The following is a 22264-nucleotide window of genomic DNA, read 5'->3' on the forward strand; positions in this document are numbered from 1 at the left end:
TATTATTGGACAATACGTAAACAATGATGTTGCTTTTTACTGTGCATTAGCTGTATTATGTGCAAAATACACGGAATCAAGGGAAAAGCGCTGGATAATGCGTGAAAAAGTCTTAAATGCGCAGGATCTAGAGAAAAAGCGCTGGATAATGCGTGAAAAAGTCTTAAATACGCAGGATCTAAAGAAAAAGCGCAGGATAATGCGTGAAAAGGCCCTAAATACGCAGGATCTAGAGAAAAAGCGCTGGATAATGCATGAAAAAGTCTTAAATGCGCAGGATCTAGAGAAAAAGCGCAGGATAATGCGTGAAAAGGCCCTAAATACGCAGCATCTAGAGAATTAGTGCTGGATAATGTACGAAAAGACTATAAATACGTCGTGCTATCGAGAAAAATCTAAATACACGTTATCATGACAAAACAACAATTAAAAAACTATTATAAATGTTACTGCACATAATACAGCTTGTGTTCATTAACATCATTCTTTAGAAAAGAGAGCTTATAGATTAGCAAATGTTATTTTAGTAATCGAAATGTTTAAATAATCCTAAATAAAACATAAAGAATCTATTACACTTAAAATGTAAACACTTTCAAAAGGATAAAAATAGTTTGCAAACAAACAGTTATGACAAGAAAGAAATATGTATGGAATATGTTTGACTTTGGTGCCAATATTCGAGATGAAGGTGGCGTAAAAGGTAGAAATAATAAAGGATTAGTCACCTATGATCGTAAGGTGAAGAAAGATGCTTTCTATATGTATAAAGCGCATTGGTCGGATGAAAAATTTGTTCACATTGCGAGCAAACGATTTGTTGATCGTTCTGAGGATCAAATTAATGTAAAAGTATACTCTAATTGTGATGAAGTAAGCCTATTTGTAGATGGTAACAAAGTTGCGACACAAACAGGATCTGACCGCATTTTTACTTTTGAAGGTGTAGCACTTCAAGATGGTTGGAATCAAGTCCATGCAGTGGCAACAGATGGTACCGATACGTATGAGGATGTAGCACGATTTAATAAGGTGAAAGAACCAAACCCTAGTTATGAATGTCCTGATCAAGGTGGAGGACCTGTTGACAACTGGTTTGAAATGCCTGATTTTAGAGGATGTGGAAGTAGAAGAATTGACGATTACGGATGATGTTTATTCAACACGTGAAACGTTTAAAGACTTGCTAGCTAATGAAGAAACAAAAGCAGTGATCGATGAATATTTACCAGGTGTGGAAGACCACCCAATGTTTGGAATGCTAAAAGGGTTTGTTGTAGAAGATTTAGCCCAAATTGCACCAGACCAATTTAATGAGAAAATGTTGTATGCACTGAATAAGGAATTGACGAAGGTTAAGAAATAAGCAGCCTAATTAAGTCATATCTATTATTTAGCGGGATGAGGATTCACTATATCTTTATGTCGAGTCCTCGTTCCTTTTATATCTCAAATATACTCTAATGTGCTCCTCTTCTTTATAGTCAACTATCATTTTCCCCAAAACTTCTTTTCACATAGAAATGTTTCAATTCAAATTATTTCCATATAAATCCAAATTAACTATTGAAAATTAAAGCGTTTTCAGTTAAGATGAATACATGGATTTAATTTGTTTGGCGAACAAATTAAATGGAACGAATTAGACATGACATATTGTATTACAACCCTAATATGGATAGGAATCACCACAAACATTCGACAATTAAGCACCTGCAAGTAATAATTATCCTCACATAGATACAGTCATACCATCCAAAGATTTATTTATTACATATAAAATTGAAAGCGTTATCCCATTAGATTGGGTTAATGTTATATATTGAGAAGTCGGTTGAGGAAAGGGGTGAACAAGCTCGATCAACCAAGTTTAGTAAAATATTAAAAACGCTTTAAAAAACTAGGGAAGTGGGAGGAAGAATATGGCTTCTGTATTAAAACAAATTAAAAAGTCATCTAAACTGCGGAACAAAGTGGTAGCAAGTACGCTTGCGTTGTCATTAGTAATTCCGTTGGCACAAGTAGGGGCAGCAGAAAACGAAGACTTGGGGTATGCGGAGCAAGACTTTAATGTTATTCCGTATTCTGATGTTGGTGAGGTAGATACCTTTAAGGTGCCAAAAGCTGATGGCCAACCAGAGATTGAAGTAGCTAAAGAAGAGTTATTGCTAACTGTTGAGGGGAAAAAGTTTAGAGATGCAAATGCAGATGGTGATTTAGATCCGTATGAAGACTGGAGGTTGCCTGTAGACGAACGTGTGGCAGACTTAGTTGAGCGTATGTCTATTGAACAAAAATCTGGCTTAATGCTGATTAATACACATCAAATGATTGAGGATAGAGAAAATGGTGTGTATGTAGAAGACAATGATCCAATGATTGTCGATAAAGACATGCGTTATGTGATCTTTCGTCAAACACCAAATTTAGGATTGGTAGCAAACTATAATAACCAGTTACAAAAGCTAGCGGAAGAACAGCCATTAGGGATTCCAGTTGTCATTACGTCCAATCCACGAAACCATGCATCAACAGATTACACAAATATCGGTGAAGCAGAAGGGCAACATACGTATTGGCCAGGACCTTTAGGTTTCTCAGCAGATGGTGATGCAGAAAAGGTTAAAGAATTCGCCGAATTAGCAGCAAAAGAGTGGAGAGCTGCAGGTATTCGAAAAATTTATGGCTATACAGCCGATATCGGTACTGACCCATTATGGGCAAGAATTGAAGATACCTTTGGTGAAAATCCTGAAGTAGCAGGGGATATGATTTACAATATCGTAAAAGGATTTCAAGGTGATGAACTAACATCAGATGGTGTAGCCATTACAGTAAAACACTTCCCAGGTGGGGGAGCTCGTGATGATGGTACTGATCCACACTTTGAAAATGGTAATTTTAATCCATACCCAACAGAAGGTAGTTTACTAAAATATCATATACCACCATTCGAAAGAGCAGTTGAAGCAGGTGTGTCATCTGTAATGCCTTATTATGCCTACCCAAGTAATGTTAGTGCAGATCAAGGTTTAGAATGGTATAAACAAACACAACAGTTTGAAGAAATTGGATTTACATTAAACGATGGTATTCTTGGTTTCTTACGTGATGGACTTGGTTTTAAGGGATATGTTAATTCGGATACTGGTGCTGTTGGAAACAATGCTTGGGGGGCAGAAGCATTAGAAGCTCATGAAAGAGTTGCTAAAGCTATTCACGCAGGGACAGATATTATGTCAGGAAACGATGATCCTTCTCTATTAATTCAAGCGGTGGAAGAAGGTCTACTTACGGAAGAGGTAGTAAATGAATCGGTATCCTTTTTATTAAAAGAGATGATGAACTTAGGTTTATTTGAAGATCCATATGTAGATCCACAACATGCAATTGATGTTGTTGCAGATCAAGAAGCACATGATCTTGCCTATGAAGCACATCAAAAGTCAGTTGTTTTATTACGTAATGATGAAGTAAATGGTGATAAATTGTTACCATTAACAGATGAAAAGATAGAAGATGTTAAACTTTACGTGGAAGCATTTGAAAGTGACGAAGAAGGCAATGCTACGGAGACAATAAGAAATCAAATTAAGGCGTATGATAATGCTATTACTGTAGTCGATGATTTGAACGAAGCAACTCATGCCTTTATTTCGGTTAAACCGGTTCAGTCTAATTGGGATAATAACCCACATATTATGGTTGATGAAGTAACTGGTATTGAAAATGTTGATCGAATTGTCGAAATTCAGAAGAAAGTACCAACGATTACTTCGGTTAATTTCACGAACCAATGGGTATTAGATGAGATTGAACCAAATACGACTGCATTAGTAGGAACATTCGGAACGAAGCCTGAGGCGGTATTGGATGTCATTCGTGGGAAATATAATCCTACGGGTAAACTTCCATTTGCGCTTCCAGCAAGTATGGACGCTGTTGATGCCGAAATTGGTGATATTCCTAGTTATGATGAAGACCCGTCCTTTGCTTATGTGAATGCAAATGGTGATGCATATGCATATAACTTTGGCCTTTCTTATCAAGATGGGGATGAATTGCCGTTTTCCGATATTGGAAAAAGTTGGGCGAAATCCTATATCAAAACACTCGCTTCAGCGGGTATTATTAACGGATTTGGTGATGGCACATTTAAGCCAGACCAAGAAGTGACAAGAGCTGAATTTACCGTTCAATTAGTTCGTGCTTTAGGTCTCGAAGGTGTCAGATATGATGATCGTTTCGCGGATGTTACAGGTGATGAATGGTATAATCAAAATGGGGAATTAATGGCTGCTATAAATGCCGGCATTATTAAAGGGAATAAACAAGGAAAGTTTGAACCACAGGAAAAAATAACGCGTACAGAAATAGCGGTAATGTTTAATCGTGTGATGGATTATGTAGAGGTAGATCAGTCCGTTTTTGATCATTCAAAAAATATTTCCGATTTTAAAGATGTAGAAGAAATGAATGATAGTTTAAAACATGCGATTGAGGCAGTCTATCAAGCAGGAATCTTTGATGGTGATGCCAATCAAGAATTTGAACCAAATGGTAAAGCAACACGTGGACAAATGGCCAAAGTTATCGCTGAATATCTATCATTGGTAAAATAGGTGTACGTAGTGAAGGCGACTTAGCGCAAAATTTTAAATATTAAAAAAAGTACACTTGAAAAGTAAAGCGTTTACAATTATAATAACCCTATGGTAATAATTTGTTTGCCAAACAAAATAACTTGGATAAGGGGGAGAAAACATGAATAAGAAAGCGTTATCTCTAATTAGTGTTATGTTTATATTCGTTCTTTTATTAGCTGCATGTGGAGGATCTGGCGAACAGACCAGTTCCGAGGATACTGGAGATAGTGAAAACACATCCGAAGAGCAGGGGTCAAATGAAGAGGCAGCAACAGAAACTACTGTATTAAAATTAGCAGAGAACCAACCAGAAGATTATCCAACAACAATAGGTGCAAAAGAATTTGCTAGATTAGTAGAAGAAAAAACAGATGGTCGTTATGAAATTGAGGTTTATGCTGGGGGACAGCTTGGAGAAGAAACACAAGTGATTGAGCAAGTACAATTAGGCTCTATTGATTTAACAAGAGTAAACGCAGTTCCTTTAACTGAATTTAATGAGGACTTAGGTGTTTTATCCATGCCATACTTATTTGAAGATGAAGAAACCAAGTGGGAGAAGCTCAATGGGGAAGTTGGTCAAGAACTTCTAGGAACATTTGATGGATCCAATCTTAAAGGACTTGCATTCTATGACTCTGGTACTAGATCTTTCTATAATACAGAAAGGCCTCTTGAATCACCAGAAGATATGGAAGGACTTGGTATTCGAGTGCAAAACTCTGATCTAGCCATCGATATTGTAGAAGCATTGGGTGGATCTGCAGAGCCAATGGAATATGGTGAAGTATATTCTGCTCTTCAAACAGGAGTAATTGAGGGTGGAGAAAATAATTTCCCAAGTTATTACACTTCAAACCATTATGAGGTAGCGCCATACTTCACAGTTAATGGTTACCAAGGAGTTCCAGAAGTACTGTTAAGTTCACAAAAACTATGGGATAGTTTGAGTGATGAAGATAAGCAAGCATTCCAAGAAGCGGCAATGGAATCTGTACCTGTTCAACGCGAGGCATGGGCGGAGCTAACAGAAGAAGCAAGAACAGCTGTTGAGGAAGCGGGAAGTGAACTTTTAGAATTAGATGATGTTTCAGAATGGAGAGACGCTGTAGATCCAGTGTATGAAAAGTATGGTGATCAGTATAGCGAGTGGATTGAAAAGCTAACAGAATAATAGATAACGGAAGCGGGGAGTGGGGGCATAACACTCCCCTTTCGTTTATTGGAGGTGCAATCATGAAGACCTTAAAGAGAATAAAGAGTGGTATTGATCAGTTCATGTTAGTAACTGCCTTAACATTACTTACAATTATGGTAATCGTTGTTATTTATCAAGTATTTTCAAGGCAGCTTTTAGATGCCACTCCATCCTGGGCAACGCCTTTGTCTAAATTATTATTAGTGTGGATCAGCTTTTTAGGAATTGCTTATGGGTTTAAAGAAAAGCTCCATATTGGTGTAGGAATAGTTGTTAATTTATTTCCCGAAAAAATTCAAGATATTTGCGATTATTTAGCCAAACTTTTAGTTATTGGTTCTGGGGTACTAATGATCTATTACGGATGGCAATTTACTGTGTTAATGGGTGGTTCAAATATTTCGGGGTTAGGCGTACCATCAAGCGTTTTGTATGTTTCGATTCCTTTAGCAGGTATATTTATTACTTTAAACGGCATAGAACTATTGTTTATAAAAGGCATGCATCAGAAACTAGACGGCGTGGGTGAGGAGTGACGACATGGATGTATTAATATTATTAGGAACCTTTATTCTATTACTTCTATTAAGAGTCCCAATTGCATTAACCCTATTAATCTCTTCGTTAGCGACAGGGATTTATTTAGAAATTGAACCTGCTGCCATCTTACAGCGAATGGTAGGGGGACTGAACTCCTTCTCTTTATTAGCGATCCCTTTCTTTGTACTTGCTGGAGAGATTATGAATGAAGGTGGAATTTCACGTCGTTTGATTAATCTTTCTAATGTCATCATCGGTAAGGTTAGAGGTGGCCTTGCGATGGTTAACGTATTGGCCAGTACATTTTTTGGAGGTATTTCAGGATCAGCGGTAGCCGATACATCATCTGTTGGTTCCGTCTTAATTCCAATGATGAAAAAACAAGGGTATGATGCAGATTATGCTGTATCGGTAACGGTTTCTAGTTCGGCACAAGGGGTAATGATTCCTCCGAGTCATAATATGATTATTTATTCAACTGCTGCTGGTGGGGTTTCAGTTGGTGCGTTATTCATGGGTGGACTTCTCCCAGGACTGATTCTTGGGCTAGCATTAATGGTCATTACTTACATTATTGCAACGAAAAGAAATTATCCAAAGGGTGAACCGATAAAAAAAGAGGAAATCCCTAAGATTGTAGGGGAAGGTTTACTAGGTTTATTTACAGCAGTTATTATTATTGGCGGAATTGTAAGTGGTTTCTTTACAGCTACGGAATCAGCTGCGATTGGTACACTTTATGCATTTATTATTACATTTTTTGTTTATAGGGATATTCCGATATCAAGAATGGGTGTTATTTTACAGCGAACATTTAAAACGTTATCGATGGTACTATTTTTAATTGCAACCTCTTCTGCATTTGGGTGGATGTTAGCCTTATTAAAAGTACCAGCTATGGTATCTGAAGGGCTAATTAGTATATCTCCGAATGATATCGTCACCATACTTATGATTATAGTGATACTATTATTGCTAGGAACAATTATGGATATGGCACCACTTATTTTAATTGCTACTCCAATTTTATTACCGGTTGCGACAAGTGTAGGTATTGACCCAGTACACTTTGGTGTTCTCCTAATCCTATGTTTGTCTATTGGTTTAATTACACCACCGGTAGGGACGGTATTATTTGTTGGTTCCGCGATAGGCCGGTTGCCGATTGAAAAAGCATCAAAGACCCTGTTACCTTTTTATGGTGCAATGATTGTTGTGCTTTTAATAGTTGCTTTTGTACCAAGTGTCGTATCGTTTTTACCAGATTTATTAGTTAACTGACACTTTTAATAACATTATACAAAATAGGGGGTACTCACATTGTGTTAAAAAGTTGAGTACCTTTTTGATGTTTTATTCAATTACAGAAAAAGATTGGCAAGGTTAATAGAAATGCCATGTTATTATAGTGCTGAAAATGTGATAATAATCCTAATTAAATAGTGCGTTTTTTAATACAATAAAATTATACTATTATAATTAAGCTAAAATTCATTAGATAACTGCTATGGTTAGTATAGTGGTCTTTTTTACAGTTATATTGACAGTTTGATAAATGGACATTACCCTTATAAGTAAGGGGTTGCAATAGACTTGAAGCTTTTTATTTACAGTTGTCTAAAGCTTTCAGTAGTTATATAAAAGAAAGTGAGGCGAGTGGACATGAATAACACAGTTATTAAGAAGGATCGCCAACTAGGAGAAATTCTTTCAGGGATGGACCGTGTAATGGTTGCTTTCTCTGGTGGTGTCGACAGCACTTATGTGTTAAAACGTGCACAACAGGAATTGGGTGACCAAGTTTTAGCTGTTGTAGTGGCATCTGAATTGTTCCGGGAACAAGAGTTTACTAAAGCCGTTCAGTTAGCAGAGGATATGGGAGTTCGTGTATATAAGACGGAGATAAAAGAGTTAGAATGTCCCGAAATTGTAGCGAATAATCCTGAAAGTTGGTATCACAGTAAGAAGTTACTATATACCCATTTAACAGATTTAGCGAACGATTTTGGATACTCCCATGTGTTGGATGGCATGATTATGGATGATGTCGACGATTTTCGCCCAGGATTGCGAGCTAGAACAGAAGCAGGCATTCGAAGTGTCCTACAGGAAGCCAACCTATACAAAGAGGAAATTCGTGCGTTGTCTCAAGAGCTTGGCCTTCCGGTTTGGAATAAACCTGCATCATGTAGTTTAGCTTCAAGAATTCCATATGGAACAGAACTTGATATGCAAAAAATTAATCAAGTCGATCAAGCTGAGCAGTATATTGCAAAGCTTGGGTTTGACATGGTACGTGTTCGCTACCATAACAATATGGCACGAATTGAAGTCACTCCAGATGAAATGACAGCGTTGTTGAAGTATAAAGACGATATTCAAGCAAAACTTATTGCTTTAGGGTTTAGTTATGTGACAGTGGATCTACAAGGGTATCGTACAGGAAGTATGAATGAAGTATTACCTGAGCAAACACTTGAGACAGAAGTTAGCTAGTTAAAGTCTATAAGTCGTAAAGCGTAATTACCTTTTTGGTGATTACGCTTTTTGTTGTTCAGGAAAGTAGTTTTGATTTAAAATTTCCTGTTTATGGATAGAAAGGAAAAGTGTACCTACATAAATAATGTTCTAGTTGATTGCGTATTTGCTGTATTATACGACATAACTGCACATATTCATTCTTAATAAGGTTAGTGCTTTACGGCGCTTTGGAAATACACCTACGCTTTCCGCGGGTGGCTGATGAGCCTCCTCGTTCGTCCCACTGCGGGGTCTCATCGAGGCCATTAGTCCCGCAGGAGTCTTCGGTGTATTTCCTCCGCTTTTTTCGATACTCTGAAGTTTTTTAGTGCTTTGCTTAATAAAATCATATACTATATCTTTTTATGTTTATTAGCATGTTGCAACATAACCTTACAGTAAATTCTTTATTTTTAATTTATAGTATTACATCTATCACTAATAAGAAATCTTATATCAGCGAAGGCAGAGTACGGAGACTCCTATGGGAACAGCACGAGGTGAAGATCCACTTGGTAAAGTGGTTTTCTTTACCAAGTTAGCTGAGGCCGTGCCCATGGAAAGCGGAGTATTCTGCCGTAGCGATGGTATAACACTTATTCCAGCCAGAATAGTAGAAAGCAAACTAATAGGTTATGTCGCATAATACAGCTTATATGCAGGAACTACTTAATACTAAACACCAGCCTCTTTATATAGCGAAGGGGTGAATCCGGTTTCTTTCTTAAACACCCTCGAAAAATAAGAGGAATCCTCATAACCAATTAACCAAGCGATTTCTTCAATGGATAGGCTTTCATTTTTTAATAAATGCTTTGCTTTGTCAATCCGAATCATCTGTTGATAGCCAATAATGGTTTTGTTCGTTTCTTGTTTGAATTTTCTTGATAAGTGGTTCGGGTGAGTATTGCAAAGTGCTGCTAACTCATTTTTATCTACTCGTCTATCATAGAAAGACATGAGGTGTTCGATGACTTTTTTGGTCATTGTCGAATAGCTGTTAAGAGAGTTAGTGATGATTAGATCGCAATACGATTCAATCATTTGGTCGATATTATTTTGTAATTTAATGAGCTGGTTCGCTCGTTCTATTTTGTATGCGAATTGCTCTGATATGCGATGGATTAACACTGGTGGTACTTGTTTTCGTACTGCTGCTGAACGGAGTAATGAATTTAAAATAACATTTAAATTTTTATGTCTACGTAAAGGCTGATTTGGCAAACGTTCAGAAAAAGCAAACAAACCATTGTTTGAATGGAATAATACTTTGGCTTTGGATTTGTTCCCTTGCTCGACGGCATGAATGAGTGACGTTTCAATTTTATAGCGCATATTAATAATCTCGGCATCATCATCAGTCTGTGAATGTGCTTTCAAATTATTGTTAAGTTCATTTCCGTCAGCAGTAATGGTAGTAGGTAAGGTTTCTACAACAGCAAATCGATCAAATAATTGTAGGATGCTTGATAAACTGTTTATTTTTTCAGGGTTTAATACCTGTATTTGATTACAAAATGTTTTCAATTCTTCTCTTTCATGATTATTAAGGTTATACCTTCTCGCCAAACGGTAAATATCTGATGTCAACTCCAAATAAGGTCCAATTACGACGGTGTAAGTTTCTCCTTTTTCAAAGGTATAACTTAAATAATTCAATCCCCATTCATTGGCAAAAGCATACAACTGGTGTCGATTTTCATATAATTGCATTTCATTAAAAAAGTATATAATATCTGCTTCATTAGCCCCTGGCATAAAAGGAGGAATTTTCATCGGAGCGTGTTGATAAATGAAGTCTCCTTTAGGATCTAAAACATATATATTTAGTTCTGTTAAAATGTTAAGGTGTACTGCAGCAGAAACGATATTAGACTGTTCCATGAAAGATTCCCCCTTTTAGTAAAATAATAATAGATTATTGTCGAATTTTAATAGAAATGATCAAATATGTTATATTTGTCCTTCTAATGTTTTAAAAGTCCTTATGAAAACGTTTATTTTTTTATTATAATGAATATTGGAATCGATTGCAATAGAGGAGGAGCATAAAATGGAAACGGAAACTATCCAAGAACAACCATCTTTTGAAAACGAATACGAAGGTAAGAAAACAGCTGATAAACTAGATTTTAAAGAAAAGTTATCCTATGGTTTAGGTGATGCAGCGAATAATTTAACATTTTCGATGGTAACCACTTACCTATTAGTGTTTTACACCGATGTGTTTGGCATTACCGCAGGCGCAGTAGGTATATTATTTTTAGTGGCACGAATTTGGGATGCAATTAATGACCCTGTAATGGGAGCAGTTGTTGACCGATTTAACCAAGGGAATCCTAAAGGAAAATTTCGACCATATTTACGCTGGGCTGGAATTCCGTTAGTCATTATTTCAGTTGTTATGTTTATTACACCTGATTTATCTGAAAGCGGTAAATTAGTGTATGCGTATGTGACATATATTTTATTTGGGATGGCCTATACCTTTATCAATATTCCGTATGGATCGTTAGCATCTGTGATGACAAGAGATTCTGTGGAGAGATCCTCACTAGCATCATTTCGTGGTTTAGGATCCATGATTGGTTTGTTTGTTGTTGGTTCATTAGTAGTTCCGATTGTGAACTTGTTCCCAACACAGAAAATTGGTTATCCGGCAGTTATGGCCATGATCGGTATCATTGCATTAACCTTCTATTATTTAACGTATAGAAATACGAGAGAAAGAATTCGACCAGTACAAGGAAGTAGTCCTGATAAACTATCATTCAGCATGATTACAAGAACGTTAAAGAATGGACCGTTTCTCGCTTTATCGCTAATGTCCTTCTTTACCCTTTTATCATTGTTACTTAATCAATCGGTTGGCTTATATTTCTTTAAATATAATTTGCAAAATGAATCAATGTTTGCAGTCTATAACGTCGTAAACATGGGACTTACGATTGCTTTCATTATGATCATTCCTAAGTTAACAGCCATATTTGGTAAAAAGAAACTTACATTAATAGGTTTTCTTGTGAGTGTTGTATTTTATAGTCTATTGTTTTTCCTACCAACAAATACAATGACATTTATTATCTTTGCTTGTTTAGGAATGCTAGGAATTATGATCCCTAATACACTTGTATGGGCGTTTGTTTCCGATGTCATTGACTATGGGGAGTGGAAGACTGGTGTCCGCCAAGAAGGTACGACTTATTCCATGTATAGCTTTATGCGTAAGTTGTCACAAGCAGTAGCAGGTTGGGCAGCTGGTATGGGACTTACATTAATTGGTTATGTCCCGAATGTTATGCAAACACCAGACACATTAATAGGGATAAAAGCAATGATGGTATTATTACCTGCTGTCTCCGGAGTGATCTGTTTCTTTATCTTTAAGTTTGGTTATAAATTAGATGATCAAACCTTTGCTAAGATTACCGAAGACTTATCAAAATCGTAAGCTCATCCTATAGAAATAAATCCAATGTAAATAAGAGAAAAATTCATAAGAAAGGGCAGTTGGGGAAAGCTCATCTGCTCTTTTTTCTATGCTATAATAAAAGTTTGAAAGGATTAAAACAAGAGAAGAGTAGACTAGATTTAATTATGATTCTATACACAATGAATAGAGGGATGAAACATGTCTAAGCGAAAGATAGTTTTTTTAGTGTTCATGCTAGCTAGCATTGTAATGGTTGGGTGCTCCAATTCAGATAACGCTAAAGCAAATAACGAGGATGAAAGAGACGATCAGTTAGTGTTGGCTGTAGGAGGTGAACCCGATGAAGGGTTTGATCCAACAACTGGATGGGGGCGTTATGGATCGCCACTATTTCAAAGTACATTGTTAAAAAGGGACAATGATCTTTCGATTGTGGAAGATTTGGCGAAAGATTATAAGGTTTCCGATAATGGTTTAGTTTGGACGGTTACCATTCGTGATGATGTGCAATTTTCCGATGGGGAGCCGTTAACTGCTGAAGATGTTGTGTTTACCTTTGAGACAGCCGCTAAGAGTCAATCTGTTATTGACTTAACGAATGTGGAAACAATAGAACAAATGGATCAGTATACGGTTCAGTTTACATTAGAACAACCCCAGTCAACATTTGTTAGTTTATTAGTAACAACAGGGATTGTTCCTAAACATGCCTATAACGATCAGTATCGTGAACAGCCAGTTGGGTCTGGCCCTTATCAACTAGTGCAGTGGGATAAAGGACAACAGTTAATGGTGGAGGCAAATCCTTATTATTATGGAGATACCCCTTCTTTTAAAAGGTTAACTTTTCTATTTTTATCCGAGGAGTCAGCACTAGCAGCAGCCCAAGCCGGCGATGTTGATGTTGTTTCTGTACCGGCGACGTATGCGAACCAAACAATCGACGGTATGGACTTAGCGGCAGTTCAAAGTGTTGATAATCGTGGAATTATGTTCCCTTATGTGCAAACTGGTGAGGAGACGGAAGAAGGACACCCGATTGGCCATGATGTAACAGCTGATCGAGCAATTCGCCAGGCAATTAATCTAGCGATAGATCGGGAAGCATTAGTAGAAGGCGTCTTAGAAGGTCATGGCACCCCTGCTTATACTGTAGCAGATGGCTTGCCGTGGTGGAATGCGGATACAGTAATTGAAGATGCCGACCCAGAAGAAGCAACTGCCATTTTGAATGAGGCTGGCTGGTTTAAAGGAGAACAAGGTATTTTCGAAAAAGACGGGTTGAAGGCTGCATTTACATTACATTACCCAACAGGAGACAGAATTCGACAGTCACTTGCTATGGCAGTTGCCAGTCAGTTACAACCCTTTGGTATGGATATCAGAACAGAAGGGAAAAGTTGGAGTGAATTGGAAACACTAATGTATTCTAATCCAGTAATGATGGGGTGGGGAAGTCATGACCCTATTGAAATCTATAACCTTTTTAGTAGTGAAACAAGAGGTGAAGGGTATTACAATGCCAACTACTACTCCAATGAGACGGTCGATCATTATTTGCAACAAGCCATGCATGCCACTTCACAAGAGGAAGCAAATCAATATTGGCAACAAGCTCAATGGGATGGAGAGACAGGGCATAGTGCAAAAGGGGATGCGCCATGGGCATGGCTAGTTAACTTAGATCACCTGTACTATATAAGAGAAGGATTAAACATTGGTGAGCAAAAAGTACAACCACATGGTCATGGATGGCCGATTACCGATTTTATTACCAATTGGCACTGGACAGATGAAAGGGAAGATTAGTTTTGCAGCCTAAACAGATAATTTTTTATATAGTGAAAAAGTTAATAAGGCTAATCACCTTGTTAGGGGCTATTAGCTTGCTATCTTTCATTTTAATTAGCAATTCCCCAATTGATCCTGTCCGTTCGTATATTGGGGCAGACATGATGCTTGTTAGCCCGGAACAACGGCAACAAATTGCGGAATACTGGGGATTAAATGAATCCAAAACCAGTCAGTTTTTTCATTGGGTGAAGGCAGTAAGCCAAGGGGACTTAGGAACTTCTCTGCTATACCGTGTTCCGGTCACGGACGTTATTGCAGAACGATTTTTGGCTTCGTTAGCATTAATGGCAGTTGCTTGGGGATTATCTGGTTTGTTTGGCTTTATCCTTGGGTCAATAGCAGGAATGAAGCAAGGATCCTGGTTAGATCGATTCATTAAAGGGTATTGTTTTATTCTCGCTTCGACACCAACTTTTTGGTTAGGGCTAGTAGCGCTAATGGCGTTTTCTGTTTGGTTAGGCTGGTTCCCGATTGGTCTTGGATCACCTGCTGGCATGTTAGCAGAAGATGTCACGTTGTTTGATCGGTTGAAACATTTAGTTTTACCTGCCTTAACATTAAGTATCGTTGGCGTTGCTAATGTAGCGTTACACACACGTCAAAAGCTAGTCGAAGTACTGAACAGTGACTATGTCCGGTTTGCTAAAGCAAAAGGAGAGAAGGGCTTTTCTTTATATTGGCGACATGGGTTACGAAATATTTCTTTACCCGCGATTTCGTTACAGTTTGCTTCTTTTGGAGAACTGTTTGGTGGTGCGGTATTAGCGGAACAAGTATTTTCCTATCCAGGCTTAGGACAAGCAATCGTACAGGCAGGCTTAGAAGGCGATGTACCATTACTTCTTGGTATTGTTTTATTTAGTGCACTCTTTGTTTTTATAGGTAACTTATTAGCTGACGTATTTTATCGAATCATTGATCCGCGAATAAGAGCGGAGGGGAACTATGAATAATAAAGTAAGGAAAAGAAAGTATAGTTTGAGGCAACGTACGATTGCGAAAATCGTCATTGCACTAGTGTTGCTGTTGATCATGGTGGTATCAAGTTTGCTAATAGGACCTGACCGATTGGGGGTTAACCTTGACCTGAGAAACCAATCTCCTTCCTTAGATTTCCTGTTTGGGACAGATTGGCTTGGTAGAGATATGCTAGCAAGGACATTAAAAGGACTTGTGTTAAGTCTCGGTGTTGGGGTGCTAGCCGCATTTGCTAGTACATGTATCGCACTGTTACTTAGTCTTGTTGCGGCTTGGAGTAGTTGGACAGACCGACTCGTTAGTTGGTTGATTGATCTTTTTTTAAGTGTGCCACATTTGGTGACATTGATCTTAATCTCCTTTACGGTTGGCGGTGGGTTCAAAGGGGTGGTCATTGGTTTATCTTTGACCCATTGGCCTAGTTTAACGCGTGTACTACGGGCAGAATTACTGCAAATCAAACAAGCAGAATATATTCAAGTTTCAAAACGATTAGGGAAAACACGAGGGTGGATTGCTAGACATCACTACTTACCTCATTTAATGCCACAGTTGTTAATCGGATTCACCTTATTATTTCCGCATGCGATCTTACATGAAGCAGCTGTTACGTTTTTAGGGTTTGGTTTGTCTGCAGAACAACCAGCTATTGGCGTTATTTTATCAGAATCAATGAATTATTTAACTACAGGCATGTGGTGGCTTGCATTTTTCCCGGGACTTTCCCTTGTATGTATGGTAGCCCTATTTGATTTACTAGGACAAAGTGTTCGAAAAATGATTGATCCCTATCATGCGATGAAGTAATGCTTTGCTTGGTTGTGTGATGGATTCAAAATGTACGTTATCGAGGGAAAAGAGCAAGGATAACGTAAGAAAAGACCTACATACATACGGCCCAACCCTAAGAGGAAAGCACTTTATCACATTATCCAAAAGCCTTTGTGCAATGAAAGCTTACTTAAACAATATCAGGAGTGCTCGGCTGTTAAGCTTGGTTCGGGCGCTATCAATAAAAACCATATTTAAATAAAGGAGTACGGTAGGGGGATGAGGATAAACCGAGCATCACACAAACAGGAAGAAGGGACACATTTTCGTTCCTCGCGATTACTTGAAGTAACGGATTTTGCACTATCGTTTACCACATACACCGGAGGCCTTAAAGAAACAACCGAACAAGCGATAAAAAAACTGGATATGACAATAGATACAGGAGAAATTGTAGCGGTTGTTGGGGCTAGTGGCTCTGGTAAAAGTTTACTTGCTAATGCCATCTTAGGCATGCTACCGGCTAATGCAACCGTTAGCGGCTTAATAAAATATAAAGGAAAAGCTCTTACGTTACAAGATCAAGTACAGTTACGCGGTACGGAAATTGCGATGATCCCGCAATCTGTTAACTCACTAGATCCATTAATGAAAGCTGGTAAACAAGTAAGGACAATGATAAAAGGAAAAAACAAAAAAGAAAAACAAAGAGAGATATTTGCAGCGGTTGGTTTAGATGAAAAGGTAGAAAGAAACTATCCGTTTCAATTGTCAGGTGGTATGGCTAGACGTGTATTAATTGCGATTGCGATGGTAAGTAGTGCCGAGTTAATTGTAGCCGATGAACCAACACCTGGGTTAGATGAGCAAGCATTGGAGGACAGTATACGTCCAATCCGGTTACTCGCCGATCAAGGTAAAGGGGTTATGTTTATTACACACGATATTGGGACAGCTCTGAGGTTAGCGGATAAAATTGTTGTTTTCAATGATGGGAAAACAATAGAAACTGCAAATGTAAAAGATTTTTATGGAAAAGGGGAAGCATTAAGACACCCATATACAAAACAACTTTGGAATGCCTTACCCCAAAACGGTTTCCATACCCCGTGAGTGGGGGGGATGTGGGTGAAGTGTTGTAGATGATAGAAACATTGACGTAACTGATATTTATGAATTTCTGTTTCCTAACTAAATTAGGTGCTTACGGTCGCTTGGGTAGAATACTCCGCTTTCCATGGGCACGCTCTCAGCTACCTATGGGAAGCGTAGTGTATTTCCGTAGCGGTAATTACCTTTTTTAAAATGGCAGGAATTATGATGAATTTATGTCGGAGTTTATGTTTCATTCGAACTTAAACAATCAAAATAATCTTATTAAAAACAAACTTCAGTTAAAGTCTAGAGGTGAAACAGTGTTACAAGCTAGAGAAATAAGTTACCGATACGGGACTGGGTCATGGATTATGGAAGATGTGAATCTCGGTGTTAAACCAGGTGAAGTGGTAGGTTTAACAGGTAAAAGTGGCGCCGGAAAAACAACGTTAGCTAAAATTATAGCCGGTTATTTAAAACCAAACCACGGAAGAGTTACCATTGATGGTTACCTTCTACAGGAAAAGAATGCTCCACACCCAGTACAGTTAGTATGGCAACATCCGGAAAAGGTAATAAATCCAAGGTGGCGCATGGAAAAGACACTACTGGAAGGCGGAACGTATACTGATGAGTTGCTGCAAGATTTAGAGATAAAAAAAGATTGGTTAAGGCGTTGGCCGAGTGAACTGTCAGGCGGGGAGTTACAGCGTATTTGTTTAGCAAGAGCATTGGGAGCCTCTCCGGGTTATCTTATAGCGGATGAAATGACAACGATGTTGGATGCAATTACCCAAGCTCAAATTTGGCATACTGTTCTTCATATGGTAGAAAAGAAAAATATCGGTGTTCTTGCTATCAGCCATGACAATGCTCTATTGAATAGAGTGAGTGATCGAATGGTTGACTTTAGTATGATTAGGGATAAATACGAGACGAAAAAATGAACTATAATGTATAGTTCTTTTTTTTGCAAAAAATAGCATACGGAAAGACTTCTATCACTGCTAAAGAGCTAGTCTAAATCTCACTTATATAATGTATAGCAGCTATATTTTAAATACTCCTTCAAAAAACAGTCACATTATATGCAGCTAGTAAGTGTTTTAGTTTTCAAACTTTGTTTATTGGTTGTATAATGGTTGTGAAAGCGAAAACATTTCAGGGGGTATTGAAATGACAAAAGTTGTAGTTACAGGTGGAAGTGGATTGTTAGGCCCTTCGGTGATTAAAGAATTTTTAGATCATGGTTATGATGTGTTAAACGTGGACCACCAGGTACCAGAAAATCCAATGTGTGAAACGATTGCGGCTGATTTAACGAACCTGGGTGAAGCATATGATGTGTTAGCGGGTGCGGATGCAGTTGTTCATTTGGCAGCCATTCCTAGAGCATATATGGTTGCAACTGATGTAACATTTCGAAACAATACAATGTCAACGTTTAATATTTTGGAAGCGGCAGGAACATTGGGTATCAAAAAAGCGGTGATTACTTCTAGTGAGTCATCCTATGGCATTGTATTTGCTAAAAGTGATTTAGGTCCACAATATGTGCCTGTTGATGAAGAACATCCGAGGTTATCCGAGGATAGTTATGGGCTATCGAAAATGGTTAATGAGCAAACAGCGGAAATGATCTATAACCGGACGGGTATGCAGGTTGTTTCTCTTAGAGTGGGTAATGTGATTGCGCCACATATGTATGAAAACTTCCCTAGTTTTATTCATAACCCCCAAGAAAGAAAGCCTATTTTGTGGAGTTATATTGATGCGCGTGATGCGGCTTCAGCATACCGGTTAGCTATCGAAAAAGATGGTCTAGGAACGGTTGCGTTAAATATAGCAGCCGATGATACGAGTATGGATATCAAGAGTCGTGAATTAATGGAGACTTGTTTTCCAGAGGTTGCAGATTTCAGAGAACCTTTAAATGGATATGAAACACTGTTAAGTAATAAAAAGGCAAAACAAGTATTAGGATGGCAGCCCGTACATAAATGGCGTGACAATGTAGAGGTTGATTCAAAAGTTTTAAAATAAGTGAGGTTGATAGATATGAATTATCGCCAGTTAGGAAATACAGATTTAAAAGTAAGTGAATTAAGCTTTGGTACTTGGGCAATTGGTGGTGCCTGGGGGAAATCAAATGACCAAGAGGCGTTAAAAGGTTTACAGCGAGCAATGGATGCTGGTGTTAACTTTTTTGATACAGCAGATGTGTACGGTGATGGCCATAGTGAAGAATTATTAGCAAAAGCGACAAAAGGAAAAGAAGATGAGATCCATATTGCCACGAAGTTTTGCCGTGCAGGAGATATTCATGATCCTGAAACATATTCAGAAAAGTCGGTCACGGCGTATCTTGATGCAAGTTTAAAACGATTAGAGCGGGAACAAGTCGACTTGTTCCAAATTCACTGCCCACCATTTGAGATTTTGAAAGATGGGCGAGTGTTTGATGTATTAGATAAACTTAAGCAACAAGGAAAAATCCGTTATTATGGTGTTAGTGTTGAAACAGTTGAAGAAGGCTTGTATTGCTTAGAGCAACCTAATGTAAGTACACTTCAAGTCATTTTTAATATGCTACGGCAAAAACCATTGGAACAGTTATTCCCGCAAGCAAAAGAAAAAGGTGTGGGCATTTTAGCTCGTGTTCCGCTTGCTAGTGGATTGCTAACAGGTAAATTTTCTGTAAATCACCAATTTGAGTCAGACGATCATCGTAGATTTAATCAGAATGGAGAAGCATTTAATGTTGGCGAGACATTTGGTGGTTTAGAGTTTGCTAAAGGTGTTGAACTTAGCAACGAGTTGAAATGGATTGCTGAGGACCGAGCAAGTATGACAAGAGCGGCACTAAAATGGATTTTAGAACATGATGCAGTCTCCACTGTTATTCCAGGTTTTAAAAATGTTAAACAAGTGGAAGACAATTTACAAGCAATCGACGTAAAAGGTTATTCGCAAGCAGAAATGGAGAGAATCGCGCAATTTTACCAAGAACAAGTACATGATCATATTCGGGGTGTCTACTAAAGAGGCGGTCCCAAAATAACATAGCGGAGTTCTAGTGGCTTGTTTGTACGGGATCTAACAGCATACGCTTGATTCTTATTAGCTGCTTTTTTAAACACGTCCTTTTAAAGATATATTTTACTAGCTTACCAAGTCTACTTGGTAAGCTATATTTTTACATTTTCGGACACATTTTTACAAAAAATATTTATTAATTAATTTAATTTAGTTAACATGGTATACTTCCATTAATGAATGTCATAAAAAAAGGATGAGAGACATGCAACGAGGAAGTTTTCAATGGATGAAATCACTAAATAAGTCGATTATTTTAAATAAAATTCGCAAAGATGGTCCGATTTCAAGGGCGCAAATTGCCAAAGATACGAAATTAACACCCCCTACTGTTGGCACGATTGTAAAAGAACTAATTGAACAAGGAATTATTAAAGAAAGTGCTCAAGGTACGTCGCAAGGTGGTCGGAAACCGACAATGTTAGTGATCAACAATAGTGAATTTTTTATTATTGGTATTGATGCAGGTCCTGAAGATATCGTGTTCGTGTTAGCGGATCTATCTGGTGAAGTGATTGAACAAGTCGAAAAACGTATTCGGATGCCGATATCAGAACAGGAATTTATCCGTACGTTGAAAGAAGGAATCAATGACATTTTAGACCGTTATTATTATATAAAAAGTAAAGTTATTGGTATTGGTGTTGCGATGCATGGGGTAGTCGATGTTGACGAAGGTATATCGCTGTTTGCGCCAAATTTGAAGTTGCGGGATGTGCCAATTAAACAGGAGTTGGAACAAGCATTTGATCTTATCGTTAATGTAGAAAATGATGCCAGAGCCTTTGCGTTAGGTGAAGCTTGGTTTGGGGAAAGTCATGATACGAAGTCGATGTTGGCGGTGAACATTGGAACGGGAATTGGAGCAGGAATTGTGATTGATGGGGAATTGTATCATGGAGAGCATGACTTAGCTGGTGAAATAGGGCATATGACAATTGACCTTAATGGAGAAGAATGTCAATGTGGCAACCAAGGTTGTTTGCAGACGATTGCTTCAGGTCCAGCTATCGTCAAAAGAGCAAAAGAGGCTTTGGCGCATGGATATGAAAGTAAATTACCTTCCATGGTCGATGGAGACTTATCCCGGTTAACGGGCGAGATAATTTATCGGGCAGCGAAGCAAGATGACCGTTTTGCGATCCAACATTTACATCAAACGGGTATTGCGATAGGTGTTGGCTTAACTAATTTAATCCACATTGTGAATCCAACGCGCATTATCATTGGTGGAGGTGTTTCAAACGCACACGAGTTTATCCTTGATCCGATCCTACACACGATAAAAAAACGTGCTTTAACAGTACAGTCGAAACAAACAGAGGTTACCGTTTCTAAACTGGGAAGCAATGCAACGGTGTTAGGTGCAGTTGCGTTAGTTTTAGTTGACTTATTTAGTCCGAATACTGCTAACTAAGCTGGCAGATGATGAACGGGTAAACGAGCTTTTTGTAAATAATCCCATTTATCCCGGTGCAATCGTCAGTAAGTTTCCTGCTTCAAAACATGATAGGAAATGTTTAAGTGGGAGTAAACTTTTGCTTCCACCCCGATTAGTTCAGGGGCCTGAGTATCTCCCTAGTGGTACTAACAATCAGTGGATGAACGAATCCCCACTGATTGTTAGTACCACTCTATTATAATGGGAAATTCAAGTTGTAAAGTAAATAGAAGAAAAAAAGCGAGATTGTAAGGCTGAAAGAGATATTATCGTTTTCATCGGATATGTTCCCGTTTTCATTGAATATGTTTCCGTTTCCAACTCCTTTGTAACATTTACCAAATTAGTAGATAATAGACTTAACAAAAACAAAGGAGTTGAAAATAATGAGAAAATTAATTGATGCATTCAAAGTAGGTATGGAAATGTACGGAAAACGTTACTTATAAGTCAAATATGAATGAAAGTAAAGGTGGATGTTTATATGATTCAAAACCAATATTTTCAAAGTGATCCATTAACCGATTCTAACTAATTAAAGTTAAGAATCGGTTTTTTTGTTTATTAATTGCCTGAATTAATGCATTAAATATAGAATCCGACGTTACATTTGTGTACTTAACCTTTTCTTGATTTGAATTAAGCTTAATAAAATCGATTTGGTAGAATACTACTACGTTTTCCATGGGCAC

Annotated in this window: 18 protein-coding genes; 17 read left to right on the forward strand and 1 reads right to left on the reverse strand. The window is 37.9% G+C overall.

The genetic code is table 11. The annotated features are described in order from the left end of the window. The first annotated feature begins 97 nt into the window (after positions 1 to 97). The 8 genes from FCI53_RS16275 to larE all read left to right on the forward strand — a co-directional run bounded on the left by FCI53_RS16275 (position 98) and on the right by larE (position 8880). Positions 98 to 343 (forward strand): hypothetical protein, encoded by a 246-nt coding sequence (locus tag FCI53_RS16275; RefSeq protein WP_138420103.1) that lies wholly within the window; start codon positions 98 to 100, stop codon positions 341 to 343. Between the two features lie 287 nt (positions 344 to 630). After that, positions 631 to 1152 carry a DUF4982 domain-containing protein gene (locus FCI53_RS16280; protein WP_246050134.1) on the forward strand — a complete coding sequence of 174 codons (522 nt, stop codon included), beginning with the start codon at positions 631 to 633 and terminating at the stop codon, positions 1150 to 1152. Then, positions 1136 to 1366, forward strand: a complete 231-nt coding sequence (locus FCI53_RS21950; RefSeq protein WP_246050135.1) for a hypothetical protein — start codon at positions 1136 to 1138, stop codon at positions 1364 to 1366. Before FCI53_RS16280 ends, FCI53_RS21950 begins: the two co-directional genes overlap by 17 nt. Positions 1367 to 1922: 556 nt before the next feature. Then, positions 1923 to 4622: an S-layer homology domain-containing protein gene (locus FCI53_RS16285; protein ID WP_138420104.1), complete on the forward strand. Its 2700-nt coding sequence runs from the start codon at positions 1923 to 1925 to the stop codon at positions 4620 to 4622. A 142-nt stretch (positions 4623 to 4764) separates the two neighbouring features. Then, entirely contained in the window at positions 4765 to 5820 is a 1056-nt protein-coding gene (locus tag FCI53_RS16290) for a TRAP transporter substrate-binding protein (RefSeq protein ID WP_138420105.1), read from the forward strand. A gap of 62 nt (positions 5821 to 5882) precedes the next feature. Then, the gene (locus tag FCI53_RS16295; protein WP_138420106.1) at positions 5883 to 6380 is read left to right on the forward strand and encodes a TRAP transporter small permease; all 498 of its coding nucleotides are present in this window, start codon (positions 5883 to 5885) and stop codon (positions 6378 to 6380) included. A 4-nt stretch (positions 6381 to 6384) separates the two neighbouring features. Further along, complete coding sequence (locus FCI53_RS16300) at positions 6385 to 7665, forward strand: TRAP transporter large permease (RefSeq protein WP_138420107.1); 1281 nt, start codon at positions 6385 to 6387, stop codon at positions 7663 to 7665. Positions 7666 to 8046: 381 nt separating this feature from the next. Further along, complete coding sequence (larE, locus tag FCI53_RS16305) at positions 8047 to 8880, forward strand: ATP-dependent sacrificial sulfur transferase LarE (RefSeq protein ID WP_138420108.1); 834 nt, start codon at positions 8047 to 8049, stop codon at positions 8878 to 8880. Positions 8881 to 9579: 699 nt separating this feature from the next. Here larE and FCI53_RS16310 read toward each other — a convergent pair. Continuing rightward, positions 9580 to 10788, reverse strand: coding sequence for an AraC family transcriptional regulator (locus tag FCI53_RS16310; RefSeq protein WP_138420109.1), 1209 nt, complete (start codon positions 10786 to 10788; stop codon positions 9580 to 9582). A gap of 169 nt (positions 10789 to 10957) precedes the next feature. On the opposite strand from FCI53_RS16310, the gene FCI53_RS16315 reads away from it, so the two are divergent. The 9 genes from FCI53_RS16315 to FCI53_RS16355 all read left to right on the forward strand — a co-directional run bounded on the left by FCI53_RS16315 (position 10958) and on the right by FCI53_RS16355 (position 21548). Continuing rightward, positions 10958 to 12355 carry a glycoside-pentoside-hexuronide (GPH):cation symporter gene (locus FCI53_RS16315; RefSeq protein WP_138420110.1) on the forward strand — a complete coding sequence of 466 codons (1398 nt, stop codon included), beginning with the start codon at positions 10958 to 10960 and terminating at the stop codon, positions 12353 to 12355. A 180-nt stretch (positions 12356 to 12535) separates the two neighbouring features. Continuing rightward, on the forward strand, positions 12536 to 14146 hold the full coding sequence (locus FCI53_RS16320) for an ABC transporter substrate-binding protein (protein ID WP_138420111.1): 1611 nt from the start codon (positions 12536 to 12538) through the stop codon (positions 14144 to 14146). Positions 14147 to 14148: 2 nt separating this feature from the next. Further along, entirely contained in the window at positions 14149 to 15144 is a 996-nt protein-coding gene (locus tag FCI53_RS16325; protein ID WP_138420112.1) for an ABC transporter permease, read from the forward strand. Then, entirely contained in the window at positions 15137 to 15976 is an 840-nt protein-coding gene (locus FCI53_RS16330; RefSeq protein ID WP_138420113.1) for an ABC transporter permease, read from the forward strand. Before FCI53_RS16325 ends, FCI53_RS16330 begins: the two co-directional genes overlap by 8 nt. 243 nt (positions 15977 to 16219) lie before the next feature. Further along, a complete protein-coding gene (locus tag FCI53_RS16335) occupies positions 16220 to 17053 on the forward strand; it encodes an ATP-binding cassette domain-containing protein (RefSeq protein ID WP_138420114.1) in 834 nt (277 codons plus the stop codon). A gap of 302 nt (positions 17054 to 17355) precedes the next feature. Then, positions 17356 to 17982, forward strand: coding sequence for an ABC transporter ATP-binding protein (locus FCI53_RS16340; RefSeq protein ID WP_246050136.1), 627 nt, complete (start codon positions 17356 to 17358; stop codon positions 17980 to 17982). A 229-nt stretch (positions 17983 to 18211) separates the two neighbouring features. Then, on the forward strand, positions 18212 to 19078 hold the full coding sequence (locus FCI53_RS16345; protein ID WP_138420115.1) for an NAD-dependent epimerase/dehydratase family protein: 867 nt from the start codon (positions 18212 to 18214) through the stop codon (positions 19076 to 19078). A 15-nt stretch (positions 19079 to 19093) separates the two neighbouring features. Then, positions 19094 to 20077 (forward strand): aldo/keto reductase, encoded by a 984-nt coding sequence (locus FCI53_RS16350; RefSeq protein WP_138420116.1) that lies wholly within the window; start codon positions 19094 to 19096, stop codon positions 20075 to 20077. Between the two features lie 259 nt (positions 20078 to 20336). After that, entirely contained in the window at positions 20337 to 21548 is a 1212-nt protein-coding gene (locus tag FCI53_RS16355) for an ROK family transcriptional regulator (protein ID WP_138420117.1), read from the forward strand. Positions 21549 to 22264 lie beyond the last annotated feature (716 nt).

The organism is Aquibacillus sediminis (assembly GCF_005870085.1).
GTDB lineage: Bacteria > Bacillota > Bacilli > Bacillales > Amphibacillaceae > Aquibacillus_E > Aquibacillus_E sediminis.

Coding starts and splice junctions, on each gene's coding strand:
- FCI53_RS16275 (WP_138420103.1), top strand. CDS start 98: ATGCGTGAAAAAGTCTTAAATGCGCAGGATCTAGAGAAAAAGCGCTGG.
- FCI53_RS16280 (WP_246050134.1), top strand. CDS start 631: ATGACAAGAAAGAAATATGTATGGAATATGTTTGACTTTGGTGCCAAT.
- FCI53_RS16285 (WP_138420104.1), top strand. CDS start 1,923: ATGGCTTCTGTATTAAAACAAATTAAAAAGTCATCTAAACTGCGGAAC.
- FCI53_RS16290 (WP_138420105.1), top strand. CDS start 4,765: ATGAATAAGAAAGCGTTATCTCTAATTAGTGTTATGTTTATATTCGTT.
- FCI53_RS16295 (WP_138420106.1), top strand. CDS start 5,883: ATGAAGACCTTAAAGAGAATAAAGAGTGGTATTGATCAGTTCATGTTA.
- FCI53_RS16300 (WP_138420107.1), top strand. CDS start 6,385: ATGGATGTATTAATATTATTAGGAACCTTTATTCTATTACTTCTATTA.
- larE (WP_138420108.1), top strand. CDS start 8,047: ATGAATAACACAGTTATTAAGAAGGATCGCCAACTAGGAGAAATTCTT.
- FCI53_RS16310 (WP_138420109.1), bottom strand. CDS start 10,788: ATGGAACAGTCTAATATCGTTTCTGCTGCAGTACACCTTAACATTTTA.
- FCI53_RS16315 (WP_138420110.1), top strand. CDS start 10,958: ATGGAAACGGAAACTATCCAAGAACAACCATCTTTTGAAAACGAATAC.
- FCI53_RS16320 (WP_138420111.1), top strand. CDS start 12,536: ATGTCTAAGCGAAAGATAGTTTTTTTAGTGTTCATGCTAGCTAGCATT.
- FCI53_RS16330 (WP_138420113.1), top strand. CDS start 15,137: ATGAATAATAAAGTAAGGAAAAGAAAGTATAGTTTGAGGCAACGTACG.
- FCI53_RS16335 (WP_138420114.1), top strand. CDS start 16,220: ATGAGGATAAACCGAGCATCACACAAACAGGAAGAAGGGACACATTTT.
- FCI53_RS16345 (WP_138420115.1), top strand. CDS start 18,212: ATGACAAAAGTTGTAGTTACAGGTGGAAGTGGATTGTTAGGCCCTTCG.
- FCI53_RS16350 (WP_138420116.1), top strand. CDS start 19,094: ATGAATTATCGCCAGTTAGGAAATACAGATTTAAAAGTAAGTGAATTA.
- FCI53_RS16355 (WP_138420117.1), top strand. CDS start 20,337: ATGCAACGAGGAAGTTTTCAATGGATGAAATCACTAAATAAGTCGATT.